The organism is Candidatus Pelagibacter sp. HIMB109 (assembly GCF_052048155.1).
Classification (GTDB): domain Bacteria; phylum Pseudomonadota; class Alphaproteobacteria; order Pelagibacterales; family Pelagibacteraceae; genus HIMB114.
Genome location: NZ_JBNAIK010000004.1, coordinates 70,896 through 93,185, shown reverse-complemented (window position 1 = coordinate 93,185; position 22,290 = coordinate 70,896). Strand labels below are relative to the sequence as shown.

Here is a 22,290-nt window from a genome sequence, read left to right as displayed (position 1 = left end):
AATTAATTATAAAAAATATCGTAAGTTTTTTTTATTAGGTTTACAGCTCTACTATCTGCTCCCATACCAGAGTTTATTTTTCTTGTTACATAAGCAATGCCTATGCCTTCTATCGGATCCCCAAATCCTAAAGATCCACCCCAGCCATTATGTCCAAAAGATTCTTTATTTTTTCCGAACATCCAACCACCCCTCAAAATATAACCAGAGTAAGTCCATTTAATTGGAAGTTTGAGACTATCATCTATTCTTGATGGTGATTGTAGCAAAATCTTTTTAAATTTTTTTTGCGAAATTATTTTTTTATGATCTGATTTCAAATCATTAGCCAGTAAATCGTATAACTTAGCAATTGATAATGCTGAGCCATGCCCACCCATAGAGGGCACACCTGACAATCTCCATTTTTTTGAATTATAAAAGTTTATTTCATGTTTTGGATTGTTAAAAGCATCGAATTCCTTATCCGTTCTTTCAGTTTCTATATTATTTTCAATTAAATCACTAACATTATTAAAGTCGTCTTCTTTAAATCCAAAATTAAAGTTTAAATTATATTTTTGTGAAAAATTTTCATAAAAAAATTCTTTTAAACTTTTTTTTGTAATTTTTCTAATAAGGTTTTCAACAAGATATCCATGTGTTTTCGCATGATAATATGTTTTCTCACCAGGTTCATGATCAGGATTTTGTTTTTCTAAAATATAAATTATCTTTTCATAATTTAATAAATCTTCATTTGATATTTTTTCTTTAAATCTAAATAAACCGGATTGATGAGATAAAATATCTTTTACTAAAATTTTTTCTTTATTATTTTTAAATTCTGGCCAGTAAAATGAGACTTTTTTTTCAATATCTAATTCATTTTCTTCAATTAATCTTGCAATACAACTTGCATAAATGCCTTTGCTTAAAGAGAATGTATTTACAATTGTATTTTCATCCCAAGAGCTGTTTTTACTTTTTTGTCCCCCGAATATATTTACTAAAATTTCACTATTTTTAACGATTGAAAAATTAGCGCCTGATTCCTCATTATTATCAAAATATTTTTGAAATATATTTTTTAATTCTTCAAATTTGGGAGGACAAATACCCTGGACCAACATTAACTTGCTAATTTAAATGCAAAATTTCTACCAAGACTAATTTTTAAATCCTGACAAAATCTTGCAGCTTCTGCACCATCTATCATTCTATGGTCATAGGATAAAGAAATTGGCATCATTTTACGAGGCAAGAATTTGCCATCAATGTAAACTTGTTTAGTTTCTGTTTTGCCAATTCCTAAAATACAAACTTCTGGCAAGTTTACGATTGGCGTGAAAAAACTTCCACCAATTCCACCCAAGCTTGATATTGTCATTGAACCACCAAAAAATTCTTTTTTATCAATTTTTAATTCCTTACATTGTTTACTAACTTTTCTTAATTCTTTTCCAAGAGTAAGAATATCTTTTTGATCAACGTTTCTAATTTTTGGAACCATTAATCCATGCGGAGTATCTACTGCAATTCCAATGTGAAAATATTTTTTATAAACTACCTCTTCATTTTCTGGATCTAAAGATGAGTTAAAATTAGGATATTTTTTCATTGCATTTACCAATGCTTTCATGATGAACGCCAATGGAGTTACAGGAATTTTTTCTCTAGTATTAAGATCAACCAATCCTTTTCTAAAGTTTTCCATTTCAGTAACATCAATTTCATCATGTTGTGTCACATGAGGAATACTATTCCATGCTTTAACTAAATGGGGTCCTGATAATCTTTTAATTCTTGGAATTTTTTGAATATCAACTGGTCCAAATTCGGAGTGTTCATAAGGCAGATCTACTTTATCGGAAATTTTGGTATCATTAGATTGTGGAACAACATTCCTATTTTTTACAAAATTTTTTATATCTTCTTTTTTAACTCTGCCACCTCTTCCAGAACCTTGCAATTCATTAATATTAATACCAAGTTCTCTAGCAAATTTAAGAGTATTTGGGCTTGCACCTGTTGAATCAGATAAATTTATTTGTTCGGTGATATTTGTTTGCCTCACTTCTTCTTTTTTAAATATTTCTTTATTTGTTTTTTGTTCTTTTTGTATTTGCTCAGAAGATGATTTTTCATTTGTGGTAATTTCTAAAATTTGATCACCTTCTGATACTTTATCTCCAATTTTTATTTTTATATTTGATATTTTACCTGAAAATGATGAAGGAACCTCAACGCTAGATTTATCACTTTCAAGAGTAATGATTGGATCACCCTTATTGATTTCATCACCTTCTTTAACTAATACTTCAATTATCTCGACGTTTTTAAAATCACCAATATTTGGAACTTTAACTATTTCACTCATTTATAATTTTACTGGATAAGGTTTATCAGGATCAATATTATATTTTTTAATAGCATCCTTAACAACTTTAGACGCAATCTTTTGTTCTTTAGATAAAGTGCTTAAAGTATTTACTACAATTGACTCTTTATTAACTTCAAAAAACTTTCTTAGTTCTTTTCTCGTGTCGCTTCGTCCATAACCATCAGTTCCTAGTGTTAAAAAATTAGTTTTTATATATGGTCTAATTTGATCAACGTGTGATCTGATGTAGTCACTTGCAGCAATTATTGGGCCTGATCTACCTTCTAAACATTTTTCGATATAGGTTTTTCTTGAGTCTTTATCCGGATGAAGCTGGTTCCATCTCAAAGTTTCTGCACCTTCTCTCTGTATTTCTGAGTATGAAGTTATACTCCAAACATCGCTATCAATTCCAAACTCTTCACTTAAAATTTGAGCCGCTTTAATTATTTCATTTAGTATTGAGCCTGAGCCAAAAAGCTGGACTATAGCTTTGCCTTTATTTCGAAATTCTTTAAATAAATACATTCCTTTTAGAATATCTTCTTTCTTTACATGACCTGGAATTTCTGGATGTTTATAGTTTTCGTTAAGTGCGGTGACATAATAAAAAATATTCTCTTTATTTTCGTGCATTCTTTTAATTCCATCTTCAACAATGGTTGCCATTTCGTATGCATAGGTTGGGTCGTAAGAAATACAATTTGGTATCATCGAAGCCATAATTAGTCCTTGACCATCTTGATGTTGTAAACCTTCCCCAGCTAGAGTTGTTCTTCCAGAAGTGGCACCAATTAAAAAGCCTCTAGCTTGTGAGTCACCAGCTGCCCATGCAAGATCCATAACTCTTTGAAATCCAAACATGGAGTAAAAAATATAGAATGGAACCATTTCAACATCGTGGTTAGTGTATGATGTTCCTGCAGCGATAAAAGATGACATTGCACCGGCTTCAGTAATACCTTCTTCTAGAACTTGACCGCTTTGATCTTCCCTATATGAACTTAATTGTTCAGAATCTACAGGTTCATATTTTTGTCCTTCATGAGCATATATTCCAACTTTTTGAAAAAACCCTTCCATACCAAAAGTTCTAGCTTCATCGGGAATTATAGGAACAAGTTTTGGTGCGACTTCTTTATCTCTAAATATTTTACCTAAAATAGCAACTAGTGCCATTGTAGTTGAAAGCTCCCTTTCACCAGAGCTTTTCATTGAAGAGTCAAAAATACTTGGATCTGAAATTTTAATCTGTTTAGAATTTGAAGATCTTGAAGGGATAAAGCCTCCTAGAGCTGCTCTTCTCTCTTTTAAATATTGTATTTCATCTGATTTTTCGTCAGGCCTGTAAAACTCAAGATTTTCTACTTGCTTATCTGTTAACGGAATATCAAAACGGTCTCTAAAATAATACATATCATCTAGACCGAGCTTTTTTTGCTGGTGAGTTGTATTAATACTTTCACCAGATTTACCCATTCCATAACCTTTAATTGTTTTTGTTAAAATTACTGTCGGTTGTCCTTTGTGCTTCATGGCAGCATCATAGGCCGCATAAACTTTATGAGGATCATGACCGCCTCGATTTAATCTCCAAATATCTTCATCAGTAAGATTCGAAACTAGTTGTTTTAGTTCTGGGTACTTGCCAAAAAATTTTTCTCTAACATATTTTCCACCTTTAGCTTTAAAAGCTTGGTATTCACCGTCAACACATTCATCCATTCTTTTCATTAACAAACCTGTTTTATCAGCCTGCAAGAGAGGGTCCCAATATGAACCCCAAATAACTTTAAGAACATTCCATCCAGCACCTCTAAAAGTACCCTCAAGTTCTTGGATAATTTTTCCATTTCCTCTAACTGGTCCGTCCAATCTTTGTAAATTACAGTTAATGACAAATATTAAATTATCTAGATTTTCTCTAGCAGCCAAACCTATTGCACCAAGAGACTCTGGTTCGTCGCACTCTCCATCTCCCATAAAGGTCCAGATTTTTCTGTCTTGTTTAGGAATTAAATTTCTATTCTCCATATATTTCATAAATCTTGCATTATAAATTGAAGTGATAGGACCCAGCCCCATTGATACAGTTGGAAACTGCCAGTAATCTGGCATTAACCATGGGTGAGGGTAAGATGATAAACCTTCTCCTCGTTTAATATTTGCTTCTTGTCTAAAGTTTATCAATTGCTGTTCTGATATTCGTCCTTCAAGATATGATCTTGCATACATACCAGGTGCTGCGTGACCCTGAAAGTAAATCATGTCTCCTAAAAAATCATTAGTTTTACCTCTCCAGAAGTGATTACAACCTACATCGTAAAGAGTTGCAGCAGATGCAAATGTTGCAATATGCCCACCTAGTTCAGGTGATATCTTGTTTGCTCTCACAACCATTGTTGCAGCATTCCACCTGATTAACGATCTGATACTTTTTTCTATATTTTGATCTCCGGGTGATTTTGTTTCCAGTTGAGGAGGAATAGTATTTATGTAGGGAGTATTTTGAGTAAACGGAAGATTAGATCCTGATATATAAGCTTGATTGATTAATTTTGTTAAAAGAAAGTGAGCTCTTCTAGAACCATCTCTTTTAACAACTGAGTTTAAAGACTCGATCCACTCATCTGTTTCCTCTGGATCAATATCCGCAATATCTGGATTAGATCCATAAACACCCTCATGTTTTATTTCAATTCTATTAGTTTCTGGTTTAGCTTGGTTGTTAGTCTGTGCTTGACCATTATTTTGAATATTTTTTGGTATTTCTTTTTTTATCTCCACTTTTTCTGTTTGATTAGAGCTTGATAACTCTGCAAGAATATCTCCTTGAGAAACTTTGTCTCCAATTTTAATTTTAAGATTATTAATTTTTCCTGAAGTATTACTGGGAACCTCCATACTTGATTTATCACTTTCAAGAGTAATGATTGGATCCCCCTTGTTGATTTCATCACCTTCTTTTACTAGTACTTCAATTATTTCAACGTTTTTAAAATCTCCAATATCTGGCACTGTGATAAAATTTTGTGCGCTACTATCTGACTCGCTTATTTTTATTTCTGAATTATCTTTTGAGCCAGCTCCATTTGAACCATTATCTATTAAACCGATAATACTTCCCTGCGAAACCTTATCTCCAATTTTTACATTCAATTTTTGAATTGTTCCATCCGATGATGATGGAACTTCAACACTTGATTTATCACTTTCAAGAGTAATAAGAGGATCATTTTTGGAAACTTTTTGTCCCTCTTTTACAAGAATTTCAATTATCTCAACATCTTTGAAATCACCAATATCAGGGACTTTTAATTCTGATGACAATTTTTTTCCTTATTAATTAATATTAATTTAAATTTTTATTTTCTTAATATATACGAACCGCTACATATATAAATAATTAAAAAAATGTACGAAAATTTTGGTCAATTCATCAATAATAAATGGCATAAATCAAAAGAATCTTATCAAGTTATTAACCCATCAACCGAAGAAATATTAGGCTCAGCATCTAAAGCATCAGAGCAAGAAGTAGAGCAGGCAATTCAATCCGCAGCCAAAGGTTTTGTTGCTTGGAAAAATACGCAAGCATGGGAAAGATCAAACAAAATTAGAAAAATTGCAGAACTTATTAGAAAAAGAAAAGATGAGATAGCTAAGTGGATCTCACTTGAAGTTGGAAAACCTTTTTTACAGGCCCAAGCGGAAGCAATAGCATCAGCAGATATTTTTGAGTGGAATGCAGAAGAAACAAAAAGGATTTATGGTCAAACTGTAGAAAGTAGATTTAAAGATACAAGGGTTATAATTAATTATGAACCCGTGGGGGTCGTTGCGGGTTTAGTCCCATGGAATTTTCCATGTATTCTGGCTTCTAGAAAAATATCAACTGCTCTTGGGGCAGGGTGTTCTATAGTTTGTAAACCAGATGTTATAACTCCAGGGTCAGTAATGGTTTTAATTGATATTATTAAAGAAGTTGGACTGCCCGATGGTGCTGTTAATATGCTTTCCGGAGATCCAGCCGGTATAGCTCAACAACTTATAAGTTCAGACATAATCAAAAAAATATCAATCACTGGATCGACTAGAGTAGGTAAACTAATTTTAAAGCAAGCTGCAGATAAAGTTCAAAGAGTAACAATGGAGTTAAGCGGACATTCACCTTTTATCGTTCATGCTGATGCAGATATAGAAAAAGCTGTGAATATGGCAATTTTAGCAAAGTATAGAAACACAGGGCAGGTCTGTATTTCACCGTCAAGATTTTATATTCATGAAAGCAAGAAAGATGACTTTACGAAAGGTTATGTAGAAAAAACACAAAAATTGAAAATTGGTCCAGGCATAAATAAAGATACTGATCTTGGCCCAATCACAACAGAAAAAAGAATAAATGAAATTGAAGAACTTGTTAGGTTAACAGAAAAAGAGGGGGCCAAAATTTTATGCGGCGGAAAAAGGTCTGCAAAATTTAATAAGGGGTATTTTTATGAACCAACTGTTTTTGATAATGTTGGAGATGATTTCACGATAACCCAGACAGAACCTTTTGGACCATTATCTCCAATAATGTCTTTTAAATCATTCGACGATGTAGTTAAAAGAGCAAATAATCATCAAAATGGATTGGCAGCTTATGTTTGTACTTCTTCTATGAACGTTGCTCATGAAACATCTGAAGCTTTAGAAACAGGAATGGTCGCGATTAATACACCTGTGATACCAACTGCAGAAACTCCATTTGGAGGAATTAAACAGAGTGGATATGGAAGAGAGGGTGGTTCAATGGCAATAAAGGATTATTTAAATATAAAGTACACTCATCTCGGCTTAAAAGGTTAGTTTATGAAAGTTGGAATTATAGGCACAGGTCTGATGGGCTTTCCAATGGCTATTAATATCGCCAAAAAATTTGAACTAAAATCTTTCAATAGAACTTTTGAAAAGATGAAGGGTCTTGAAAAATATAAAATTACACTTTGCAATACTTTAGAAAGTTTATCAAAGGAAACCGATGTTATTATATCCATGTTACCTGGCGATAAAGAAGTAATAGAAATTATTAATCAAATAAAAAATTTTATTAAATCTGGAACTGTATTTGTAGATATGAGTTCTACAAAAGTTTCTACAGCTAACGAATGTTATAAGATACTGAAAGAAAAAAATTCAAACTTTATAGATGCTCCAGTTTCTGGAGGTCCGGAAGGGGCAAAATCTGGCTCTTTAGCTATTATGGCCGGAGGTGATAAAGATGCATTTTTGAAAGTGAAAAATGTATTAGAAGCCATGGGTAATCCAACTTTAGTAGGTCCAAATGGCAGTGGTCAAGTTTCTAAATTATGTAACCAAATTATAGTTGGAGTTACAATTGGAGCAGTAGCTGAAGCTATTATTTTATGTGAAAAAAATGGAGCAGATCCAAATAAATTTATCGCAGCAGTATCTGGAGGGTTTGCTGATGGAAAAATTCTACAAAATCATGGACAAAGAATGATAGATAAAGATTTTGTTGCACGAGGAAAAAATATTACACATTTAAAAGATATGAACAATATTCTTGAATGCGCCTCACAAAAAGGCATAAAACTTCCAATTTCGAAGCTTATACAAAATATGTTTAAAAACTTATGTGACTCAGGTTTTGAGAACGATGATCATTGCTCTTTGTACAAGGAAATTTCAAATTTAAAATAAGTGGTGCCCACAACCAGAATTGAACTGATGACCCCGTCCTTACCATGGACGTGCTCTACCAACTGAGCTATGTGGGCATTTTAATTATTAATATATTTTCCATTGTCTAATAAAAGTCTTTTTTTAATCAAAAATTAAACTTTTTTAATTTGTATTTGTTTTTTATGATAAAAAAAATGTCTAACATATTGGTTCTTTTAGCTTTCGTTTTTGTAGCTAATTGCGCTCAACACTCGGTTAAATTTGGTAAAAAATGTACTCAAGTTGCGAAGGATGGAACTTACGAAAAATCTTATATTTGGATTGTTAACAAAAATACTAATCCAGATTTTGGAAAAAAAATTACAAAACAAAACTGTATTTCTGCAGAAAGCTTATAAAAGCCACTTAATCTAGCTATCCATTTCTTGACAAAATCTTCGGATATCTATTTAAAGTGCCCAGCATCAAAGTTGATGCTGTAATTTAATAAGAAAGTAAGTATGAGTATAAAAGGTAAAGTAAAATGGTTTAATGGAACCAAAGGTTATGGTTTTATTGAACGAGAAGACAAAGAGAAAGACGTCTTTGTTCATATGTCTGCAGTAAAAGATTCAGGAGTAGGTTATCTAGATGAAGGTGATTCTTTGACTTTTGAAATCGAAGAAGGAAAAAAAGGCCCTTCAGCAGTTAACCTAAAAAAAGAATAGGTTAAAAATTTAACGTAGGAGGCTCGGTCATGGGTATACATTATGATTATAAATCCAAAAGAGGAGAAAGAGCTATGCTTAAGGAAGCTAAAAGAAAAGAACGTTTAGCTCTAAAGAAAGCTAAAAGAGCCTCCACGTCAGATATTGAAGAGAAAAGTGAAGAGGTTAAAATGCACGATATTAACAAACCTATCACTTTAGATGATTTAACCAACCCAGATAAATAGCTATGCAATTATTATCCAAAAAGGATGATAAAAAACAAAAGCTCGCCGATGCTTTGAAGCAAAATTTAAAAAAACGAAAAGAATTTAAAAAAAAATTAGAAAATAAATAATGAGTGTTCTTTCAGATAAATGGATTAAAAAAATGTCTTTGGAACATGGAATGATAAGTCCATTTATTGAAAAACAAGAAAGATCTAATAATATATCATATGGCCTTTCTTCATTTGGATATGATGCAAGAGTCTCAAGCGAATTTAAAATATTTACTAATGTAAATTCATCAATTGTAGATCCAAAAAATTTTTCAGATAATAATTTGATTACCAAAACAGAGGATGTATGCATTATCCCTCCAAATTCTTTTGCTCTTGCCTCGACAGTTGAGTATTTTAAAATTCCAAGAGACACTTTAGTGATATGTTTGGGAAAAAGTACTTATGCTAGGTGTGGAATTATAGTAAATGTCACTCCATTAGAACCTGAGTGGGAAGGCCATGTGACTTTAGAGTTTTCAAATACAACTCCATTGCCGGCAAAAATTTATGCTAATGAGGGAGCATGCCAGTTTATTTTCTTAAAAGGAAATGAGTCTCCAGAAACTTCGTATGCAGATAGAAAAGGAAAGTATATGAAACAAACTGGCGTAACACTTCCGAAAATCTAATTATCAATGAAAAAAATTGTTATTCAAGGAGGAGCAAAGCTTCATGGATCAATTAATATTTCAGGATCTAAAAATGCAAGCTTACCAATACTGGCAGCAACATTATTAATAGATAAAAAAATAATTTTAAGTAATGTTCCAATTGTCAAAGATATATTGACTATGGTCAGTCTTTTGGAAACATTAGGCAAAAAAGTTAAAGTAAAAAGAAATTCATTAGAAATAACTTCAAAAAATAAAAAAAATTATGTAGCTAAATATGAGCTAGTTAAAACAATGCGAGCAGGCATTTTGGTTATCGGACCATTATTAGCTAAATATGACAAAGCAAAAGTTTCTTTGCCAGGTGGTTGTGCAATTGGAGCAAGACCAGTTGATATACATTTAGATTTTTTGTCTAAGTGTGGATATCAAAATAAAATTTCTAAAGGTTATGTTATTTCTAATAAGCAATCTATTAAAAAAAAAATTTCATATAAATTTAAGAAAATATCTGTAGGAGCAACTGAGACTGCTATTTTAAATTGCTGTTTATCAAATAAAGAAGTTAAATTAAAAAATATTGCAATTGAACCAGAGATAATTGATCTGATTAATTTTTTGAATAAATCAGGTGCCAATATCAAATTTATAGCAAAAAGATCTTTATTGATCAAAGGTGTTAAAAGTTTAAATGGTGCAAAATACAATATTATGCCAGATAGAATTGAAGCTGGAACTTATATGATAGCCTCTGGTATTACACAAAGCTCCTTAACATTAAATAACATTTTAATTGACCATTTAAAAAATATTATAACTGTTTTAAAAAAAATTGGATTTAAATTTAAATTTATTTCAAATACGAGTTTAAAAATTTTACCTTCAAAATTAAAACCTATTAAAATCAAAACAGTTCCATATCCTGGTTTTCCAACAGATATGCAAGCTCAGCTAATGAGTTTGCTCATTTTAACAAAAGGCACCTCAGAAATTAAAGAGGATATTTTTGAAAATAGATTTTTGCATGTTTTGGAGCTGCAAAGGATGGGAGCTAATATTCAAATAAACAATAATGTAGCAAAGATTACAGGTATAGATAAGCTTTCTGGAGCTGAAGTTATGGCAACAGATTTAAGAGCTTCTGTATGTTTGGTGCTAGCCGGTTTGGTAGCAAGAGGAAAAACTGTAATAAATAGAGTTTATCATCTCGAAAGAGGCTATGAAGATTTGGTAAAAAAATTAAAAAAATGTGGAGCTAAAATCAAATTTTTAAATGCTTGATAATCAAGGTTTTCTAAAGCTAAAAGCTGACGATAAAAATGATCTAAAGGTATTTGCTGCCTATTTACAAGATAGTATTACAACTCCTAAAGAAATAAAATTTTTAGAAAAAAATAAAGCATTTATTTGTATATTTAATAGATTTATGTGGGAGGATGCTGAAAAGGGTATTTTTAGAGATAACAAAAGAATTCGATCAGCATTAAAAATAGATGATGTAAGATCAGTAAAATCAAAAAATCTTAATCCTCAAGAAGAAAAAGCACTAGAATTTCTTACAATTAATGTTGAGCAAGGTGATCAAGAAAATATTAATATTAATCTTTTATTTTCAGGCAATATGACTATATCAGTAAATGTAGAGGCAATTAATGCAACGTTAGAAGATTTTTCTGATAGTTGGAAAACAAAGATTAAGCCTGTTCACAAAATTTAATGAAAATATTAAATACAAAAAATAAACTATTTAAAAAAAATTTTGATTTAGTTCTTGGTTCTAAAAGAATTCAGTCAAATAATAGTCAAAAAATAGTAAAAAAAATTATCAGCGATATCAAAAAAAATGGCGATTTAGCTTTAATTAAATATACCAAAAGGTTTGATAAGGTAAATTTTGGTCCATCAAAAATTAAATTGAATGACAAGTTAATTAGCAAAAAGATCAAAAAATTAGATATGAAAGTTAAGAAGTCTATTGATCTGGCCTTTAACAGAATTACAAAATTTCACAAAAAACAAGTGTATAAAGGTTTTAAATTTAAAGATAAATTAGGTAATCAATTAGGTTACAAAATCTTACCTTTAGACAAAGTTGGAGTTTATGTACCCGGTGGAACGGCAAGCTATCCAAGCACATTATTAATGAATTCAATTCCAGCAATGGTTGCTGGTGTTAAGAATATATATTGTGTAATGCCAACTCCTAAAGGTGAAATAAATGCTGGAGTATTATACGCAGCAAAAAAATGTAAAATAAAATCAATTTTTAGGATAGGTGGTGCTCAAGCAGTTGCCGCTTTAACATACGGTACAAAATACGTTCCTAAGGTTGATAAGATTGTTGGACCTGGAAATATATTTGTAGCTACAGCAAAAAAAGAAGTTTTTGGAACTGTTGGTATTGATATGGTTGCTGGACCATCAGAGATAACTGTAATTGCGGATGATCGTAACAGAGCAGACTGGACTGCTGTTGATTTATTATCGCAAGCAGAACATGATGTTTTATCTCAATCAATTTTATTAACCACAAGTGAAAAATTTGCAAAACAGGTTTCTTTAGAAGTTAAAAAAATACTAAAAACTTTACCTAGAAAAAAAATTGCATCTAAAAGTATTAAAAATTATGGCTGTATAGTTGTGTGCAAAAATAAAAAAGAATTAGTAGATTTTGCAAATATTATTGCGCCGGAGCACCTTGAAATAAAAATTAAAGATTCTGAAAAATTAGAAAAACAAATTAAAAACGCAGGCTCTATATTCTTAGGTGAATTTAGCCCCGAAGCTATTGGAGATTATTTAGCTGGACCAAATCATGTATTACCAACATCTGGTTCTGCAAGATTTGCTTCAGGTTTATCTGTTAATGATTTTTTAAAAAGAACATCTTTAATAAAGTGTACCAAAAGAGGTATTGAAAAGATTGGTCAAATGGCTATAAATCTCGCAAACTATGAGGGCTTACATGCACACGCGATGTCAGTAAGCAAAAGGATAAAAAATTAATGGCAAAAGAAGAAATGATCGAATTTAAAGGCAAGGTAACAGAATTGTTACCGAACGCTACATTTCGGGTAAAACTGGAAAATGATCATGAGATTTTAGCCCATACTTCAGGAAAACTCAGAAAGAACAGAATTAGAGTATTAGCAGGCGATACAGTTTTGGTTGAAGTAACTCCTTACGATTTAACCAAAGGCAGAATAACTTTTAGACTTAAATAACAGTCTAGATGTCTAAATTAATATTAGCAAGCGCATCTCCAAGACGATTAGAATTACTCAAAAGTACTAATATTTTTCCTGATATTGTTGAATCTGCAAACATTGACGAGACTATAAAAAAAAAAGAAAAATCTAAGTTTTACTTGAAAAGAATTTGCTTTGAAAAAGCTTTGAGTGTTCAGAAAAAATATAAACAAGACATAATACTTTCGGCAGATACGGTAGTTACAACAAATCAAAAAATTTTTGGCAAGCCATCTGGTAAAGAAGACGCAATTAAAACCTTGAAATATTTATCAGGTAGAAATCATAATGTCAGTACTGGTGTTTGTGTTTTGTATAAAAATAATAAGAAAATTAAAATTATAGACACTAAAATAAAATTCAAAAAACTTCATAATGATGAAATAGATCAATATATAAAAACGAATGAATGGACTGATAAAGCAGGTTCATATGCTATCCAAGGATATGCAGAGAGATTTGTTATTAAAATAAACGGATCATATTCAAATGTTGTTGGTTTGCCACTCTACGAAACAGTTAATTTACTAAAAAGTATAAAGAATTTTTAATTGATTATTTAATCATTATATGAAAAAAGCCATTCTGTTGGTCTCGTAGCTCAGTTGGTAGAGCAGAGCCCTGAAAAGGCTTGTGTCGCTGGTTCAATTCCAGCCGAGACCACCATTTAAGTTCTGGAAATTTTTAAATTAGTTTACATTATTAAAAAAATATAATTTAATAGTTGAATCATGAGAGCAATTATTTTGCTATTTTTCTTCCTATTAAAAGTTAATGTAGTGACGGCTACAAACCATCCTTACTCAGATCGATCACCTTTTTATGAGTTAGGAGAAGAAGTTGAAAATGAAATAAAAATAACTGAGAAATATAAATTTCCATTACCACCGGGAAAATGGAAGATGGTTCTTTATTCTCACGAGTCTGTAGATACACCTTACTTAAATGTAAAACAGTATGTTTTACTAAACCTTGTTAATGGAAATGAAATTAAAGAGGCAATCGTAATAGCAAAAATTCATACTGGGGTGCAATATGTAAATAGAGTTGATTGGTATGTAGTTGAAGAAATAACGTTTGATGATGAAGATGAGGGCGGCTGTTATAAAAGGCCAGAATATAACTACCTTTTTTTGTATAGAAAAGGTTTTGGTCATAATTGTCTAAGAATAGCAGGTAAAGATATTGCTAAAAAAAGTATACATGATGAGCCGGAGGACTTAAGATTTAATAGAGAATTGAGAGCAAAATATAAATTTCCTAAAGTTTTACTTGAAAGTTATCACTCATTTTATTCAAGAAGTACGAAACCAGAAATGTTTGTCGCTCAATACTATATGAATTCAAAATTTTTAGGAGCCCCAGCTTTAAAAGGTGATATTGAAACATCAGAATTTCATCCATTTAATATCGATAATCACCCTAAGCATAAAAAAGCATTAGCTGAATTTGTAAATTTGGCTAAAAAGCGTCACTTGGATTTTGAAAAATTTGCAGATGCTCCTACAAAAATGAAATTAAAACTGGGAATTAGTAATAATTTAAAACAAAAAAAAACAAATAAACAAAATTTTGTTAGTCAATTACAAATATTAGAAGATTTATATAAAAAAGGCTCTTTAACTAAATCTGAATACGAAAAAGCAAAACAAAAATTATTAAAAAATTAACTTGAATTTTTAGACCCAATTGTTAGATAGCGACGTTATGAATTTTATAGTTAAAAAAAATACCCACCATCATACACATGCTAGGCATGGGCTTGGCAATTAACTATATATTTAACAAAAAAAAAATAATATAAACTTTAACAAATGCAGCTGTAGCTCAGTTAGTTAGAGCGCCTGTCTGTGGAACAGGAGGTCGTTGGTGCAACTCCAACCAGCTGTACCAAAAAAATGAATAAAAAAATAAGTAAGCCACCCGTAGATTTACCTGGCGGCTTTATCGATAGAAAAGAAAAAGAACTGGTTATAAGAGATTTCTTAATTAAACAGATTAAGGAAGTTATGACCAAGTATGGTTTTGAGTTTCTTGAAACTCCTAGTTTTGAATATACTGAAAGCTTAGGGAAATTTTTACCAGATAAAGATAGGCCATCAGAAGGAGTTTTTTCATTTGAGGATGGAAAAAAATGGTTATCTTTAAGATATGATTTGACAGCACCACTTGCGAGATTTACTGCAAAGAACTTTGATAATCTCTCACGTCCATTTAAGAGATATCAAGTAGGTACAGTATGGAGAAATGAAAAACCAGGACCAGGACGTTTTAGGGAATTTTTACAATTTGATGCTGATTATGTTGGAACAAATAATTTATTAGCTGATAGTGAATTATGTGTCTTGATCTCAGAAATATTAGAAAAATGTGGTCTGGCGAATAATGAATTTAGTATTAAAATTTCAAATCGAAAGTTATCAAAAGGATTATTAGAAGATCTTGAAATAAAAGATCAAGATCAGCAATCTACATCACTTAGAGCAATTGATAAATTAGATCGAGTTGGCATTGACGGAGTAAAGTTATTATTGGGAAAAGGCAGGAAAGACAAATCGGGAGACTTTACTGAAGGCGCAAAATTAGAAGATAAACAAATAAGTAAAATTATAGAATTTTTAAACTCTAAAGGATTAGATCAATTAGAGAAAATTGAGTGTAATAACCAATTATTTCAAGAAGGTATCAGCGAATTAAAACAAATAGTAAAAAATTTTAAGTTTTTTAAATTTAATAATTTTAAAATTGACCCAGCAGTAGTTCGTGGTCTTGAATATTATACTGGACCTATTTTTGAAGCGGAACTTACTTTTAAAGTTAAAAATGAAAAAGGGTTAGATATTGAATTTGGTTCAATTGGCGGCGGTGGAAGATATGATGATCTTGTAAAGAGATTTAAAAATCAAGATTGCCCAGCTACCGGAATTTCTATTGGTTTAGATCGTTTAATGTATGCATTAAGTCAAAAAAATATTTTTGATTTTGACCAAAAGTGTCCTGTTTTAATATGTGTGTTGGATAATAAATTTATGGACTATTATTTTAAAATTTTAAATTTTTTAAGATCAAACAATATTAATTCTGAAATTTATACAGGATCTTCAAATTTTAAAGCTCAATTGAAGTATGCGGATAAAAGAGGGTGTAAATATGTAATAATATGCGGAGAAGATGAGGTTTCTAAAGAATTAATCACACTTAAAAATTTGATAATAGGAAGCAGGGTATCCGAGGATATACAATCCAGAGAAGATTGGAAAAAATCAAAAGATGCACAAAAAACTTTTGCATTTTCAGATTTATTAAAAGAGATAAAAAAATAGATATGACAAAAGCTTTAGCGAATAAAAAAAATAAGGAAAATATTTCAAAAAAAATATTAAATATTTTTAAAAAAAAAGGTTTTAATTTTATAGATCTTGATATCGTTATAGATACAGATCTTCTTACCCAAAGGTCTGGAGAAGCTTTTAAAAAATATGCTTTAAATTTTAAAGATAAGTTAGGAAAAGAAATTAGTTTAAGACCAGATTTAACAATCGCGACAGCCATTCAGTATATTCAAAGAAAAAAAAAAGGAACTGAAAAATTATCTTATTTTGGATCAGCCTTTAGATTAAATAAAAAAGGAGAACTTAAAGTTTTTGATCAGATAGGTTGTGAAATTATTAACTCTAAATCTGCACCTGAGTTTTTAATTTTATCAACGATTTTGTCTGTATTTAATAAACTTAAAAAAAATAAAATTATATTAAATGATATAGGTTTGTTTAAAAATTTAGTTAACTCATTAAATTTACCTCAAAGATGGAAACTTAGACTAATCAGACATTATTCGAGGAAAGAATATTTTGATGAACTCTTAAATCGTTTGGATACTAATTATGACCTTGATAATGAAAAGATTAAAATTGATTATAATAGACTAGAAGATTTAAAAAAAATGGATGCAAATAAAGTAATTGGTGGCAGAACAGTTACTGAGATCATTGAAAGATTTGAAAAGAAAATTAAAGACCCAAGAGATAATTTTAATGGAAGCCGAAGTGTTAAAATTATTAAAGATTTTTTAAAGTTAAAACTTCCTTTGAAAAAAACAGAAGATGTCATTAAAAAATTTATCGAAAAAAATGATTTAAAAATAAAAAATTTAAATCAGTTTTTATTAAAGTTAAATAATTTAAATAAAAAATTAGGAACCAAGCAAGACGCAATCTTTGATCCTAAGTTTGGAAGGGAGACTCAGTATTATACTGGTTTAGCATTCTCAATATTTGAGCAAAACAAAGAGCTAGCTAGAGGGGGGGAGTATAACAATTTGATCAAAACGTTAGGTGGAAAACAGACGCCAGCGTTCGGAGCTGCAATAAACCTAAATCAATTGATATGAGTAAAATAAAAGTAGGGCTACCCAGCAAAGGAAGATTAAAAGATGAAAGTATAAAACTTTTTTCTTCTAAAGGTTTGAATATTCAAAACACTAATTCTAGAAATTATTTTTTTAATTTTGATGAAGATACTAATTATGATGGGATTTTTTTACATGCCAGAGAAATTATTGAAAGAATAAATGATGGAACACTTGATACTGGTATATCAGGTTTAGATTTATTAATGGAACTTCCAGATGAATATCAAAATAACATTAAAATTTTAAAAAAATTAGATTTTGGTTTTGCTGATTTGGTTGTTGCTGTACCAAATGATTGGCTTGACGTTCAAAATATAGCAGATTTAGAAGAAGTAAGTTTTGAATTTAAAGAAAAGTATAATCGAAGAATGAGAGTTGCAACAAAGTATCCAAAATTGACAGAGAATTTTCTTTTATCTAGAGGAGTTACAGAATTTAAGATTGTTGGAAGTTTAGGTGCAACAGAGTCTTACCCCTTTACAGGTTCGGCAGAGTTAATAACTGATATTACATCGACAGGATCAACACTAAAAGAAAACAACCTAAGAATAATTTCTGATGGAAAAATACTAAAAAGTTCGGCTTGTTTATTTGTTTCAAAAAAATTTAAAGGAAAAGAGTTAGATATTTTTAAGTAAAAAAAAAGCCCGGTAGAACCGGGCTTTTTTAAATTCGGTTTGAGATTACATTCCCATTCCGCCCATACCAGGCATTCCGCCACCCATAGGAGGCATTCCGCCAGGACCAGAATCTTTATCGTCTGGTTTATCTGCAATCATTGCTTCAGTTGTTATTAATAAACTAGCAATGGATGCAGCATCTTGAAGGGCAGTTCTTACTACTTTTGTAGGATCGATAATTCCTTTTTGGAACATATCACAATACTCTTCTGATTGAGCATCATATCCGTTAGATCCCTTTTTACCTTCTAAAAGTTTTCCAACAACTACGGATGCATCTACACCAGCATTAGAGATGATTTGCCTGATTGGAGCTTGCAGAGCTTTTTTTACAATTTCTACACCAGCTTTTTGATCATCGCCTTTTACTTTTAAATTATCTAAAGTTTCAGAAGCATAAAGTAGAGCACATCCGCCACCAGTTACAACTCCTTCTTCAACAGCTGCTCTAGTAGCATTTAGTGCATCATCAACTCTGTCTTTTCTTTCTTTAACTTCAACTTCAGTTGCTCCACCAACTTTTATAACGGCAACACCGCCAGCTAGTTTAGCAAGTCTTTCTTGAAGTTTTTCTTTATCATAGTCAGATGTTGACTCTTCGATTTGTTTTCTGATTGAACCACATCTTGCTTCAATGTCACCTTTTTTTCCAGCGCCATCAACAATTGTAGTATTATCTTTATCAACTTTAATTTTTTTGCAAGATCCAAGATCATTGATTTTTACGTTCTCTAACTTGATACCAAGATCTTCAGATATTAAAGTTCCACCAGTTAAGATTGCAATATCTTCTAACATCGCTTTTCTTCTATCTCCAAAACCTGGAGCTTTGACTGCAACAACTTTTAAACCACCTCTTAATTTGTTTACAACTAAAGTTGCTAAAGCTTCACCTTCAACTTCTTCAGCAATAATTAATAGTGATCTAGAAGATTGAACAACAGACTCTAAAAGAGGAACAATTGATTGCAAGTTAGATAGTTTTTTCTCACATAATAAAATTAGTGGATTATCTAGTTCAGCAACCATTTTATCTGAGTTAGTAATAAAGTATGGTGACAAGAAACCTCTGTCGAACTGCATACCTTCAACAACATCTAGTTCAGTTTGAAGACCTTTTGCTTCTTCAACTGTAATCACACCTTCGTTACCAACTTTCTGCATAGCTTTAGAAATCATATCTCCAATTTCTTTTTCACCATTTGCAGAGATTGTTCCAACTTGTGCAATTTCTTCACTAGTCTTTACTTTCTTTGAACTGTTTTTAATTTCTTCAATCACTTTTTCAATTGCAGTATCAATACCTCTTTTTAAATCCATTGGATTCATTCCTGCAGATACATACTTGCAACCTTCTTTAGCGATTGATTGAGCTAACACAGTTGAAGTTGTAGTTCCATCACCAGCTTCGTCATTTGTTTTACTAGCAACTTCTTTTACCATCTGAGCACCCATGTTCTCAAACTTATCTTCCAACTCAACTTCTTTTGCTACAGTTACACCGTCTTTAGTAATCCTTGGAGCTCCAAAAGATTTATCAATCACAACGTTTCTTCCTTTTGGTCCTAAAGTAACTTTTACGGCATTAGCAAGAATATCAACGCCCTTAAGCATTGAGTTTCTAGCTTCAGTATCAAATTTTACAATTTTTCCTGCCATTTTAATTTCCTCCTAAATTATTTCTTTGCAATTACTCCCATGATGTCACTTTCTTTCATGATAGAATATTCTTTTCCATCAATCTTAACTTCAGTTCCTGACCACTTTCCAAAAAGAATTTGATCACCTACTTTGACATCCATTGGTGTAATTTTTCCATCTTCTGATTTAGCTCCTGGTCCTACCGCAACAACTTTACCTTCTTGAGGTTTTTCTTTTGCAGTATCAGGAATAATAATTCCACCAGCAGTTTTTTCTTCACTTTCTAATGATTCAACTAACACTCTATCGTGTAACGGTCTGAATTTCATAGTTTTCTCCTTTAACGTTATGGCAGAGATATGATGATGAATCGCAAATTTTCAAGGGGTTACTAAAACCCAGAATATGTGGTTTTTTCAGCTATTTTACAGTATATGCTAAACAATGTCTGTATTTAGTTCTATCAAAAAAGCCTTCAAATCTAGCCAGTCTGCAAACTTTCCAAATGATTTAGAATCTTTATGGATGCCTTTTTCTGCAAATAAACACTTTAAAAAAAAACCTCGATTAATTTCAAAAGCGAAGGGTATGTATTATTACACACCTTCCGGAGAAAAAATTTTGGATGGTGTAGCCGGGTTATGGTGTTGTAATGCCGGTCATAATCGAGAGCCAATAGTTGAGGCAATTAAAAATCAAGCAAGCGAACTAGATTTTGCACCTGCCTTCAACATGGGGCACCCAAAATCATTTGAATTGAGTTCTAAATTATCTCAAATGGCTCCAGACGGATTTAATCATGTTTTTTTTGGAAACTCAGGATCAGAGGCAGTTGAAAGTGCTTTAAAAATTGCCCTCTCTTATTGGAGAGAAAAGGGCAAAGAAAAAAAAAGAATACTTATTGGCAGAAACAGAGGGTATCATGGAACTAATTTTGGTGGAGTTTCAGTCGGTGGTATCGAAAAAAACAGAAGTCAGTTTAATAAATTTTTACCAGAAGTTTATCATTTAAAAGATACACACAATTTAGAAAAAAATGCTTTCTCTAAAGGTCAGCCAAGCTGGGGTCAAGAGCTTACAAATGAATTAGAAGATATGATCCAAAATCACGGATCGGATAATATAGCAGCTGTCATTGTAGAACCAGTTGCGGGTTCAACTGGTGTATTAATTCCACCTAAAAATTATTTAGATAAATTAAAAAAAATATGTGACACAAATGATATTCTTTTAATTTTTGATGAAGTGATTACTGGCTTTGGAAGGCTGGGCACAGCTTTTGCAAGCCAATATTTTAATATTACACCTGACCTAATATGTTTAGCAAAAGGCATAAACAGTGGGACGGTACCAATGAGTGCAGTCTTAGTGCAAGATAAAATTTTTGAAGCATTCATGAATAAAGAAGAAAAGACAATAGATTTGTTTCATGGATATACTTATTCAGCTCATCCATTAGCCTGCGCAGCATCATTAGCAGCTTTAAAACTTTATGAAGATGAAAAACTCTTTGAAAGAGCAAATGAATTATCTAGATATTGGGAAGAAGCCGTACACTCCTTAAAAGGAGTAAGAAATATAATTGATATTAGAAATCTTGGACTAATTGGAGCTGTAGAACTTGAGCCTATGGATGGAAAGCCCACAAGAAGAGCGTACAATGTTTTGTGTGAAGCTTTTGAAGATCAAAAAACATTACTAAGAGTAACCGGTGATATTATAGCTTTATCACCGCCATTAATAATTGAAAAAAATCAAATTGATCAATTAATAGAAAATTTAAAAATCACTCTTCAGAAAACTGAATAAAAAATGAGAAAACAGTCTCCAGAAGAGATCATTAATTTTAAAGACATTTCAGGATATTACGATATTTATTTTGTAGATTTATGGGGCGTTATACATAATGGAGTTAAATTATTCGATAATGCTATTCATGTCTTAGAAAAACTAAAGAGTAAAAGAAAAAAAATAGTTTTGATATCAAACGCCCCCAGAACAAATGAAACAGTGAAAAAGTTTTTATTAAAATTAAATTTTGATTTAGATTTAATTGATCTTCTCATTACATCTGGAGACGTTACTAGAAAATATATATTAAATAATGAAGATAAAAAATTTTATCATTTAGGCCCAGATAAAGATAGTGATCTTTTTTTTGAAATTAAAAATATTACTAAAAATATAAATGACGCAGAAGAAGTAGTTTGCACAGGTTTAATAGATAAAATCGGTCAAGATATTTCGAACTATGAAAATTTTTTCATGAATTTAATAAATAATAACAAATCTTTTTTATGCGCAAATCCTGACGAGGTTGTTTCAAGGGGGGATAAAATCGAGTTTTGCGCAGGTGCGCTTGCAAAATATTATAAAAAATTAGGTGGTAAAGTAAAATATTTTGGAAAACCTTATGAGACAATTTATGAGTTTGCAATAAATCAGATATCCAGAATTCTTGGTATAGAAATCGAGAAGAGCAAAATACTAGCTGTAGGCGATAATTTAAAAACAGATATTTGTGGAGCGCAGAACAATTATATAGACTCCTTATTAATTTTAAATGGCATCTATAAAGATTTTTTTAGGAACAACAATTTAAATTTTGATAAATTATTGAAATCAAATGAAATAGAAAGTCTACAAATAAATAAGTTTCAACAAGAATTGAAATGGTAAA

Annotated in this window: 22 protein-coding genes and 3 tRNA genes; 19 read left to right on the top strand and 6 right to left on the bottom strand. The window is 31.0% G+C overall.

The window, feature by feature from the left end:
- Nucleotides 1-2: 2 nt before the first annotated feature.
- The 3 genes from ACTTAQ_RS03900 to aceE are packed head-to-tail and all read right to left on the bottom strand — an operon-like array spanning nt 3 to nt 5,692.
- Nucleotides 3-1,112 carry a serine hydrolase domain-containing protein gene (locus ACTTAQ_RS03900; protein WP_440695718.1) on the bottom strand — a complete coding sequence of 370 codons (1,110 nt, stop codon included), beginning with the start codon at nt 1,110-1,112 and terminating at the stop codon, nt 3-5.
- A complete protein-coding gene (locus tag ACTTAQ_RS03895; RefSeq protein WP_440695716.1) occupies nt 1,112-2,359 on the bottom strand; it encodes a 2-oxo acid dehydrogenase subunit E2 in 1,248 nt (415 codons plus the stop codon). The genes ACTTAQ_RS03900 and ACTTAQ_RS03895 overlap by 1 nt, the downstream gene beginning before the upstream one ends.
- On the bottom strand, nt 2,360-5,692 hold the full coding sequence (aceE, locus tag ACTTAQ_RS03890; RefSeq protein WP_440695714.1) for a pyruvate dehydrogenase (acetyl-transferring), homodimeric type: 3,333 nt from the start codon (nt 5,690-5,692) through the stop codon (nt 2,360-2,362).
- A gap of 84 nt (nt 5,693-5,776) precedes the next feature.
- Between aceE and ACTTAQ_RS03885 the strand changes: the two genes are divergently transcribed.
- On the top strand, nt 5,777-7,213 hold the full coding sequence (locus ACTTAQ_RS03885) for an NAD-dependent succinate-semialdehyde dehydrogenase (protein ID WP_440695712.1): 1,437 nt from the start codon (nt 5,777-5,779) through the stop codon (nt 7,211-7,213).
- A gap of 3 nt (nt 7,214-7,216) precedes the next feature.
- Nucleotides 7,217-8,068, top strand: a complete 852-nt coding sequence (locus ACTTAQ_RS03880) for an NAD(P)-dependent oxidoreductase (protein WP_440695710.1) — start codon at nt 7,217-7,219, stop codon at nt 8,066-8,068.
- A gap of 1 nt (nt 8,069) precedes the next feature.
- On the opposite strand, the gene ACTTAQ_RS03875 is transcribed toward ACTTAQ_RS03880, so the two are convergent.
- Nucleotides 8,070-8,145: transfer RNA gene (locus tag ACTTAQ_RS03875), tRNA-Thr, on the bottom strand.
- Between the two features lie 99 nt (nt 8,146-8,244).
- Here ACTTAQ_RS03875 and ACTTAQ_RS03870 point away from each other — a divergent pair.
- The 15 genes from ACTTAQ_RS03870 to hisG all read left to right on the top strand — a co-directional run bounded on the left by ACTTAQ_RS03870 (nt 8,245) and on the right by hisG (nt 17,927).
- Nucleotides 8,245-8,448: a hypothetical protein gene (locus ACTTAQ_RS03870; protein ID WP_440695708.1), complete on the top strand. Its 204-nt coding sequence runs from the start codon at nt 8,245-8,247 to the stop codon at nt 8,446-8,448.
- Between the two features lie 102 nt (nt 8,449-8,550).
- Entirely contained in the window at nt 8,551-8,757 is a 207-nt protein-coding gene (locus ACTTAQ_RS03865) for a cold-shock protein (RefSeq protein ID WP_009359783.1), read from the top strand.
- A 29-nt stretch (nt 8,758-8,786) separates the two neighbouring features.
- Complete coding sequence (locus ACTTAQ_RS03860) at nt 8,787-8,984, top strand: hypothetical protein (protein ID WP_009359784.1); 198 nt, start codon at nt 8,787-8,789, stop codon at nt 8,982-8,984.
- A gap of 109 nt (nt 8,985-9,093) precedes the next feature.
- Complete coding sequence (gene dcd / locus ACTTAQ_RS03855; RefSeq protein WP_009359786.1) at nt 9,094-9,648, top strand: dCTP deaminase; 555 nt, start codon at nt 9,094-9,096, stop codon at nt 9,646-9,648.
- Between the two features lie 6 nt (nt 9,649-9,654).
- Nucleotides 9,655-10,911, top strand: coding sequence for a UDP-N-acetylglucosamine 1-carboxyvinyltransferase (gene murA, locus ACTTAQ_RS03850; protein WP_440695706.1), 1,257 nt, complete (start codon nt 9,655-9,657; stop codon nt 10,909-10,911).
- The gene (locus ACTTAQ_RS03845; protein WP_440695704.1) at nt 10,904-11,347 is read left to right on the top strand and encodes a DUF2948 family protein; all 444 of its coding nucleotides are present in this window, start codon (nt 10,904-10,906) and stop codon (nt 11,345-11,347) included. The genes murA and ACTTAQ_RS03845 overlap by 8 nt, the downstream gene beginning before the upstream one ends.
- A complete protein-coding gene (hisD, locus tag ACTTAQ_RS03840; protein ID WP_440695702.1) occupies nt 11,347-12,636 on the top strand; it encodes a histidinol dehydrogenase in 1,290 nt (429 codons plus the stop codon). The genes ACTTAQ_RS03845 and hisD overlap by 1 nt, the downstream gene beginning before the upstream one ends.
- Nucleotides 12,636-12,854 (top strand): translation initiation factor IF-1, encoded by a 219-nt coding sequence (gene infA / locus ACTTAQ_RS03835; RefSeq protein WP_009359790.1) that lies wholly within the window; start codon nt 12,636-12,638, stop codon nt 12,852-12,854. Before hisD ends, infA begins: the two co-directional genes overlap by 1 nt.
- Nucleotides 12,855-12,862: 8 nt before the next feature.
- The gene (locus tag ACTTAQ_RS03830) at nt 12,863-13,429 is read left to right on the top strand and encodes a Maf family protein (protein ID WP_440695700.1); all 567 of its coding nucleotides are present in this window, start codon (nt 12,863-12,865) and stop codon (nt 13,427-13,429) included.
- Between the two features lie 39 nt (nt 13,430-13,468).
- A tRNA-Phe gene (locus ACTTAQ_RS03825) sits at nt 13,469-13,544 on the top strand.
- 65 nt (nt 13,545-13,609) lie between these two features.
- On the top strand, nt 13,610-14,548 hold the full coding sequence (locus ACTTAQ_RS03820) for an SHOCT domain-containing protein (RefSeq protein ID WP_440695698.1): 939 nt from the start codon (nt 13,610-13,612) through the stop codon (nt 14,546-14,548).
- A gap of 146 nt (nt 14,549-14,694) precedes the next feature.
- Nucleotides 14,695-14,771: transfer RNA gene (locus tag ACTTAQ_RS03815), tRNA-His, on the top strand.
- 5 nt (nt 14,772-14,776) lie between these two features.
- Complete coding sequence (gene hisS / locus ACTTAQ_RS03810) at nt 14,777-16,201, top strand: histidine--tRNA ligase (protein WP_440695696.1); 1,425 nt, start codon at nt 14,777-14,779, stop codon at nt 16,199-16,201.
- A 2-nt stretch (nt 16,202-16,203) separates the two neighbouring features.
- Nucleotides 16,204-17,268 (top strand): ATP phosphoribosyltransferase regulatory subunit, encoded by a 1,065-nt coding sequence (locus ACTTAQ_RS03805; RefSeq protein WP_440695694.1) that lies wholly within the window; start codon nt 16,204-16,206, stop codon nt 17,266-17,268.
- On the top strand, nt 17,265-17,927 hold the full coding sequence (gene hisG, locus ACTTAQ_RS03800; RefSeq protein ID WP_440695692.1) for an ATP phosphoribosyltransferase: 663 nt from the start codon (nt 17,265-17,267) through the stop codon (nt 17,925-17,927). The genes ACTTAQ_RS03805 and hisG overlap by 4 nt, the downstream gene beginning before the upstream one ends.
- Before the next feature lie 45 nt (nt 17,928-17,972).
- On the opposite strand, the gene groL is transcribed toward hisG, so the two are convergent.
- On the bottom strand, nt 17,973-19,628 hold the full coding sequence (groL, locus tag ACTTAQ_RS03795) for a chaperonin GroEL (protein WP_440695690.1): 1,656 nt from the start codon (nt 19,626-19,628) through the stop codon (nt 17,973-17,975).
- Nucleotides 19,629-19,645: 17 nt separating this feature from the next.
- Nucleotides 19,646-19,939: a co-chaperone GroES gene (groES, locus tag ACTTAQ_RS03790; protein ID WP_009359799.1), complete on the bottom strand. Its 294-nt coding sequence runs from the start codon at nt 19,937-19,939 to the stop codon at nt 19,646-19,648.
- 115 nt (nt 19,940-20,054) lie between these two features.
- Between groES and ACTTAQ_RS03785 the strand changes: the two genes are divergently transcribed.
- Together ACTTAQ_RS03785 and ACTTAQ_RS03780 are read left to right on the top strand one after the other, a co-directional pair.
- Complete coding sequence (locus ACTTAQ_RS03785; RefSeq protein ID WP_440695688.1) at nt 20,055-21,419, top strand: aspartate aminotransferase family protein; 1,365 nt, start codon at nt 20,055-20,057, stop codon at nt 21,417-21,419.
- Between the two features lie 3 nt (nt 21,420-21,422).
- Nucleotides 21,423-22,289: a TIGR01459 family HAD-type hydrolase gene (locus ACTTAQ_RS03780; protein ID WP_440695686.1), complete on the top strand. Its 867-nt coding sequence runs from the start codon at nt 21,423-21,425 to the stop codon at nt 22,287-22,289.
- Nucleotide 22,290 lies beyond the last annotated feature (1 nt).

Excerpts from the sequence above, each read along its gene's own strand:
- ACTTAQ_RS03870 (WP_440695708.1), top strand. The coding sequence starts at position 8,245 with ATGTCTAACATATTGGTTCTTTTAGCTTTCGTTTTTGTAGCTAATTGC.
- murA (WP_440695706.1), top strand. The coding sequence starts at position 9,655 with ATGAAAAAAATTGTTATTCAAGGAGGAGCAAAGCTTCATGGATCAATT.
- hisD (WP_440695702.1), top strand. The coding sequence starts at position 11,347 with ATGAAAATATTAAATACAAAAAATAAACTATTTAAAAAAAATTTTGAT.
- groES (WP_009359799.1), bottom strand. The coding sequence starts at position 19,939 with ATGAAATTCAGACCGTTACACGATAGAGTGTTAGTTGAATCATTAGAA.
- ACTTAQ_RS03900 (WP_440695718.1), bottom strand. The coding sequence starts at position 1,112 with ATGTTGGTCCAGGGTATTTGTCCTCCCAAATTTGAAGAATTAAAAAAT.
- ACTTAQ_RS03785 (WP_440695688.1), top strand. The coding sequence starts at position 20,055 with ATGTCTGTATTTAGTTCTATCAAAAAAGCCTTCAAATCTAGCCAGTCT.
- dcd (WP_009359786.1), top strand. The coding sequence starts at position 9,094 with ATGAGTGTTCTTTCAGATAAATGGATTAAAAAAATGTCTTTGGAACAT.
- ACTTAQ_RS03880 (WP_440695710.1), top strand. The coding sequence starts at position 7,217 with ATGAAAGTTGGAATTATAGGCACAGGTCTGATGGGCTTTCCAATGGCT.
- ACTTAQ_RS03780 (WP_440695686.1), top strand. The coding sequence starts at position 21,423 with ATGAGAAAACAGTCTCCAGAAGAGATCATTAATTTTAAAGACATTTCA.
- ACTTAQ_RS03805 (WP_440695694.1), top strand. The coding sequence starts at position 16,204 with ATGACAAAAGCTTTAGCGAATAAAAAAAATAAGGAAAATATTTCAAAA.
- ACTTAQ_RS03865 (WP_009359783.1), top strand. The coding sequence starts at position 8,551 with ATGAGTATAAAAGGTAAAGTAAAATGGTTTAATGGAACCAAAGGTTAT.
- hisG (WP_440695692.1), top strand. The coding sequence starts at position 17,265 with ATGAGTAAAATAAAAGTAGGGCTACCCAGCAAAGGAAGATTAAAAGAT.
- ACTTAQ_RS03895 (WP_440695716.1), bottom strand. The coding sequence starts at position 2,359 with ATGAGTGAAATAGTTAAAGTTCCAAATATTGGTGATTTTAAAAACGTC.
- ACTTAQ_RS03845 (WP_440695704.1), top strand. The coding sequence starts at position 10,904 with ATGCTTGATAATCAAGGTTTTCTAAAGCTAAAAGCTGACGATAAAAAT.
- groL (WP_440695690.1), bottom strand. The coding sequence starts at position 19,628 with ATGGCAGGAAAAATTGTAAAATTTGATACTGAAGCTAGAAACTCAATG.
- infA (WP_009359790.1), top strand. The coding sequence starts at position 12,636 with ATGGCAAAAGAAGAAATGATCGAATTTAAAGGCAAGGTAACAGAATTG.
- ACTTAQ_RS03820 (WP_440695698.1), top strand. The coding sequence starts at position 13,610 with ATGAGAGCAATTATTTTGCTATTTTTCTTCCTATTAAAAGTTAATGTA.
- hisS (WP_440695696.1), top strand. The coding sequence starts at position 14,777 with ATGAATAAAAAAATAAGTAAGCCACCCGTAGATTTACCTGGCGGCTTT.
- ACTTAQ_RS03830 (WP_440695700.1), top strand. The coding sequence starts at position 12,863 with ATGTCTAAATTAATATTAGCAAGCGCATCTCCAAGACGATTAGAATTA.
- ACTTAQ_RS03860 (WP_009359784.1), top strand. The coding sequence starts at position 8,787 with ATGGGTATACATTATGATTATAAATCCAAAAGAGGAGAAAGAGCTATG.
- ACTTAQ_RS03885 (WP_440695712.1), top strand. The coding sequence starts at position 5,777 with ATGTACGAAAATTTTGGTCAATTCATCAATAATAAATGGCATAAATCA.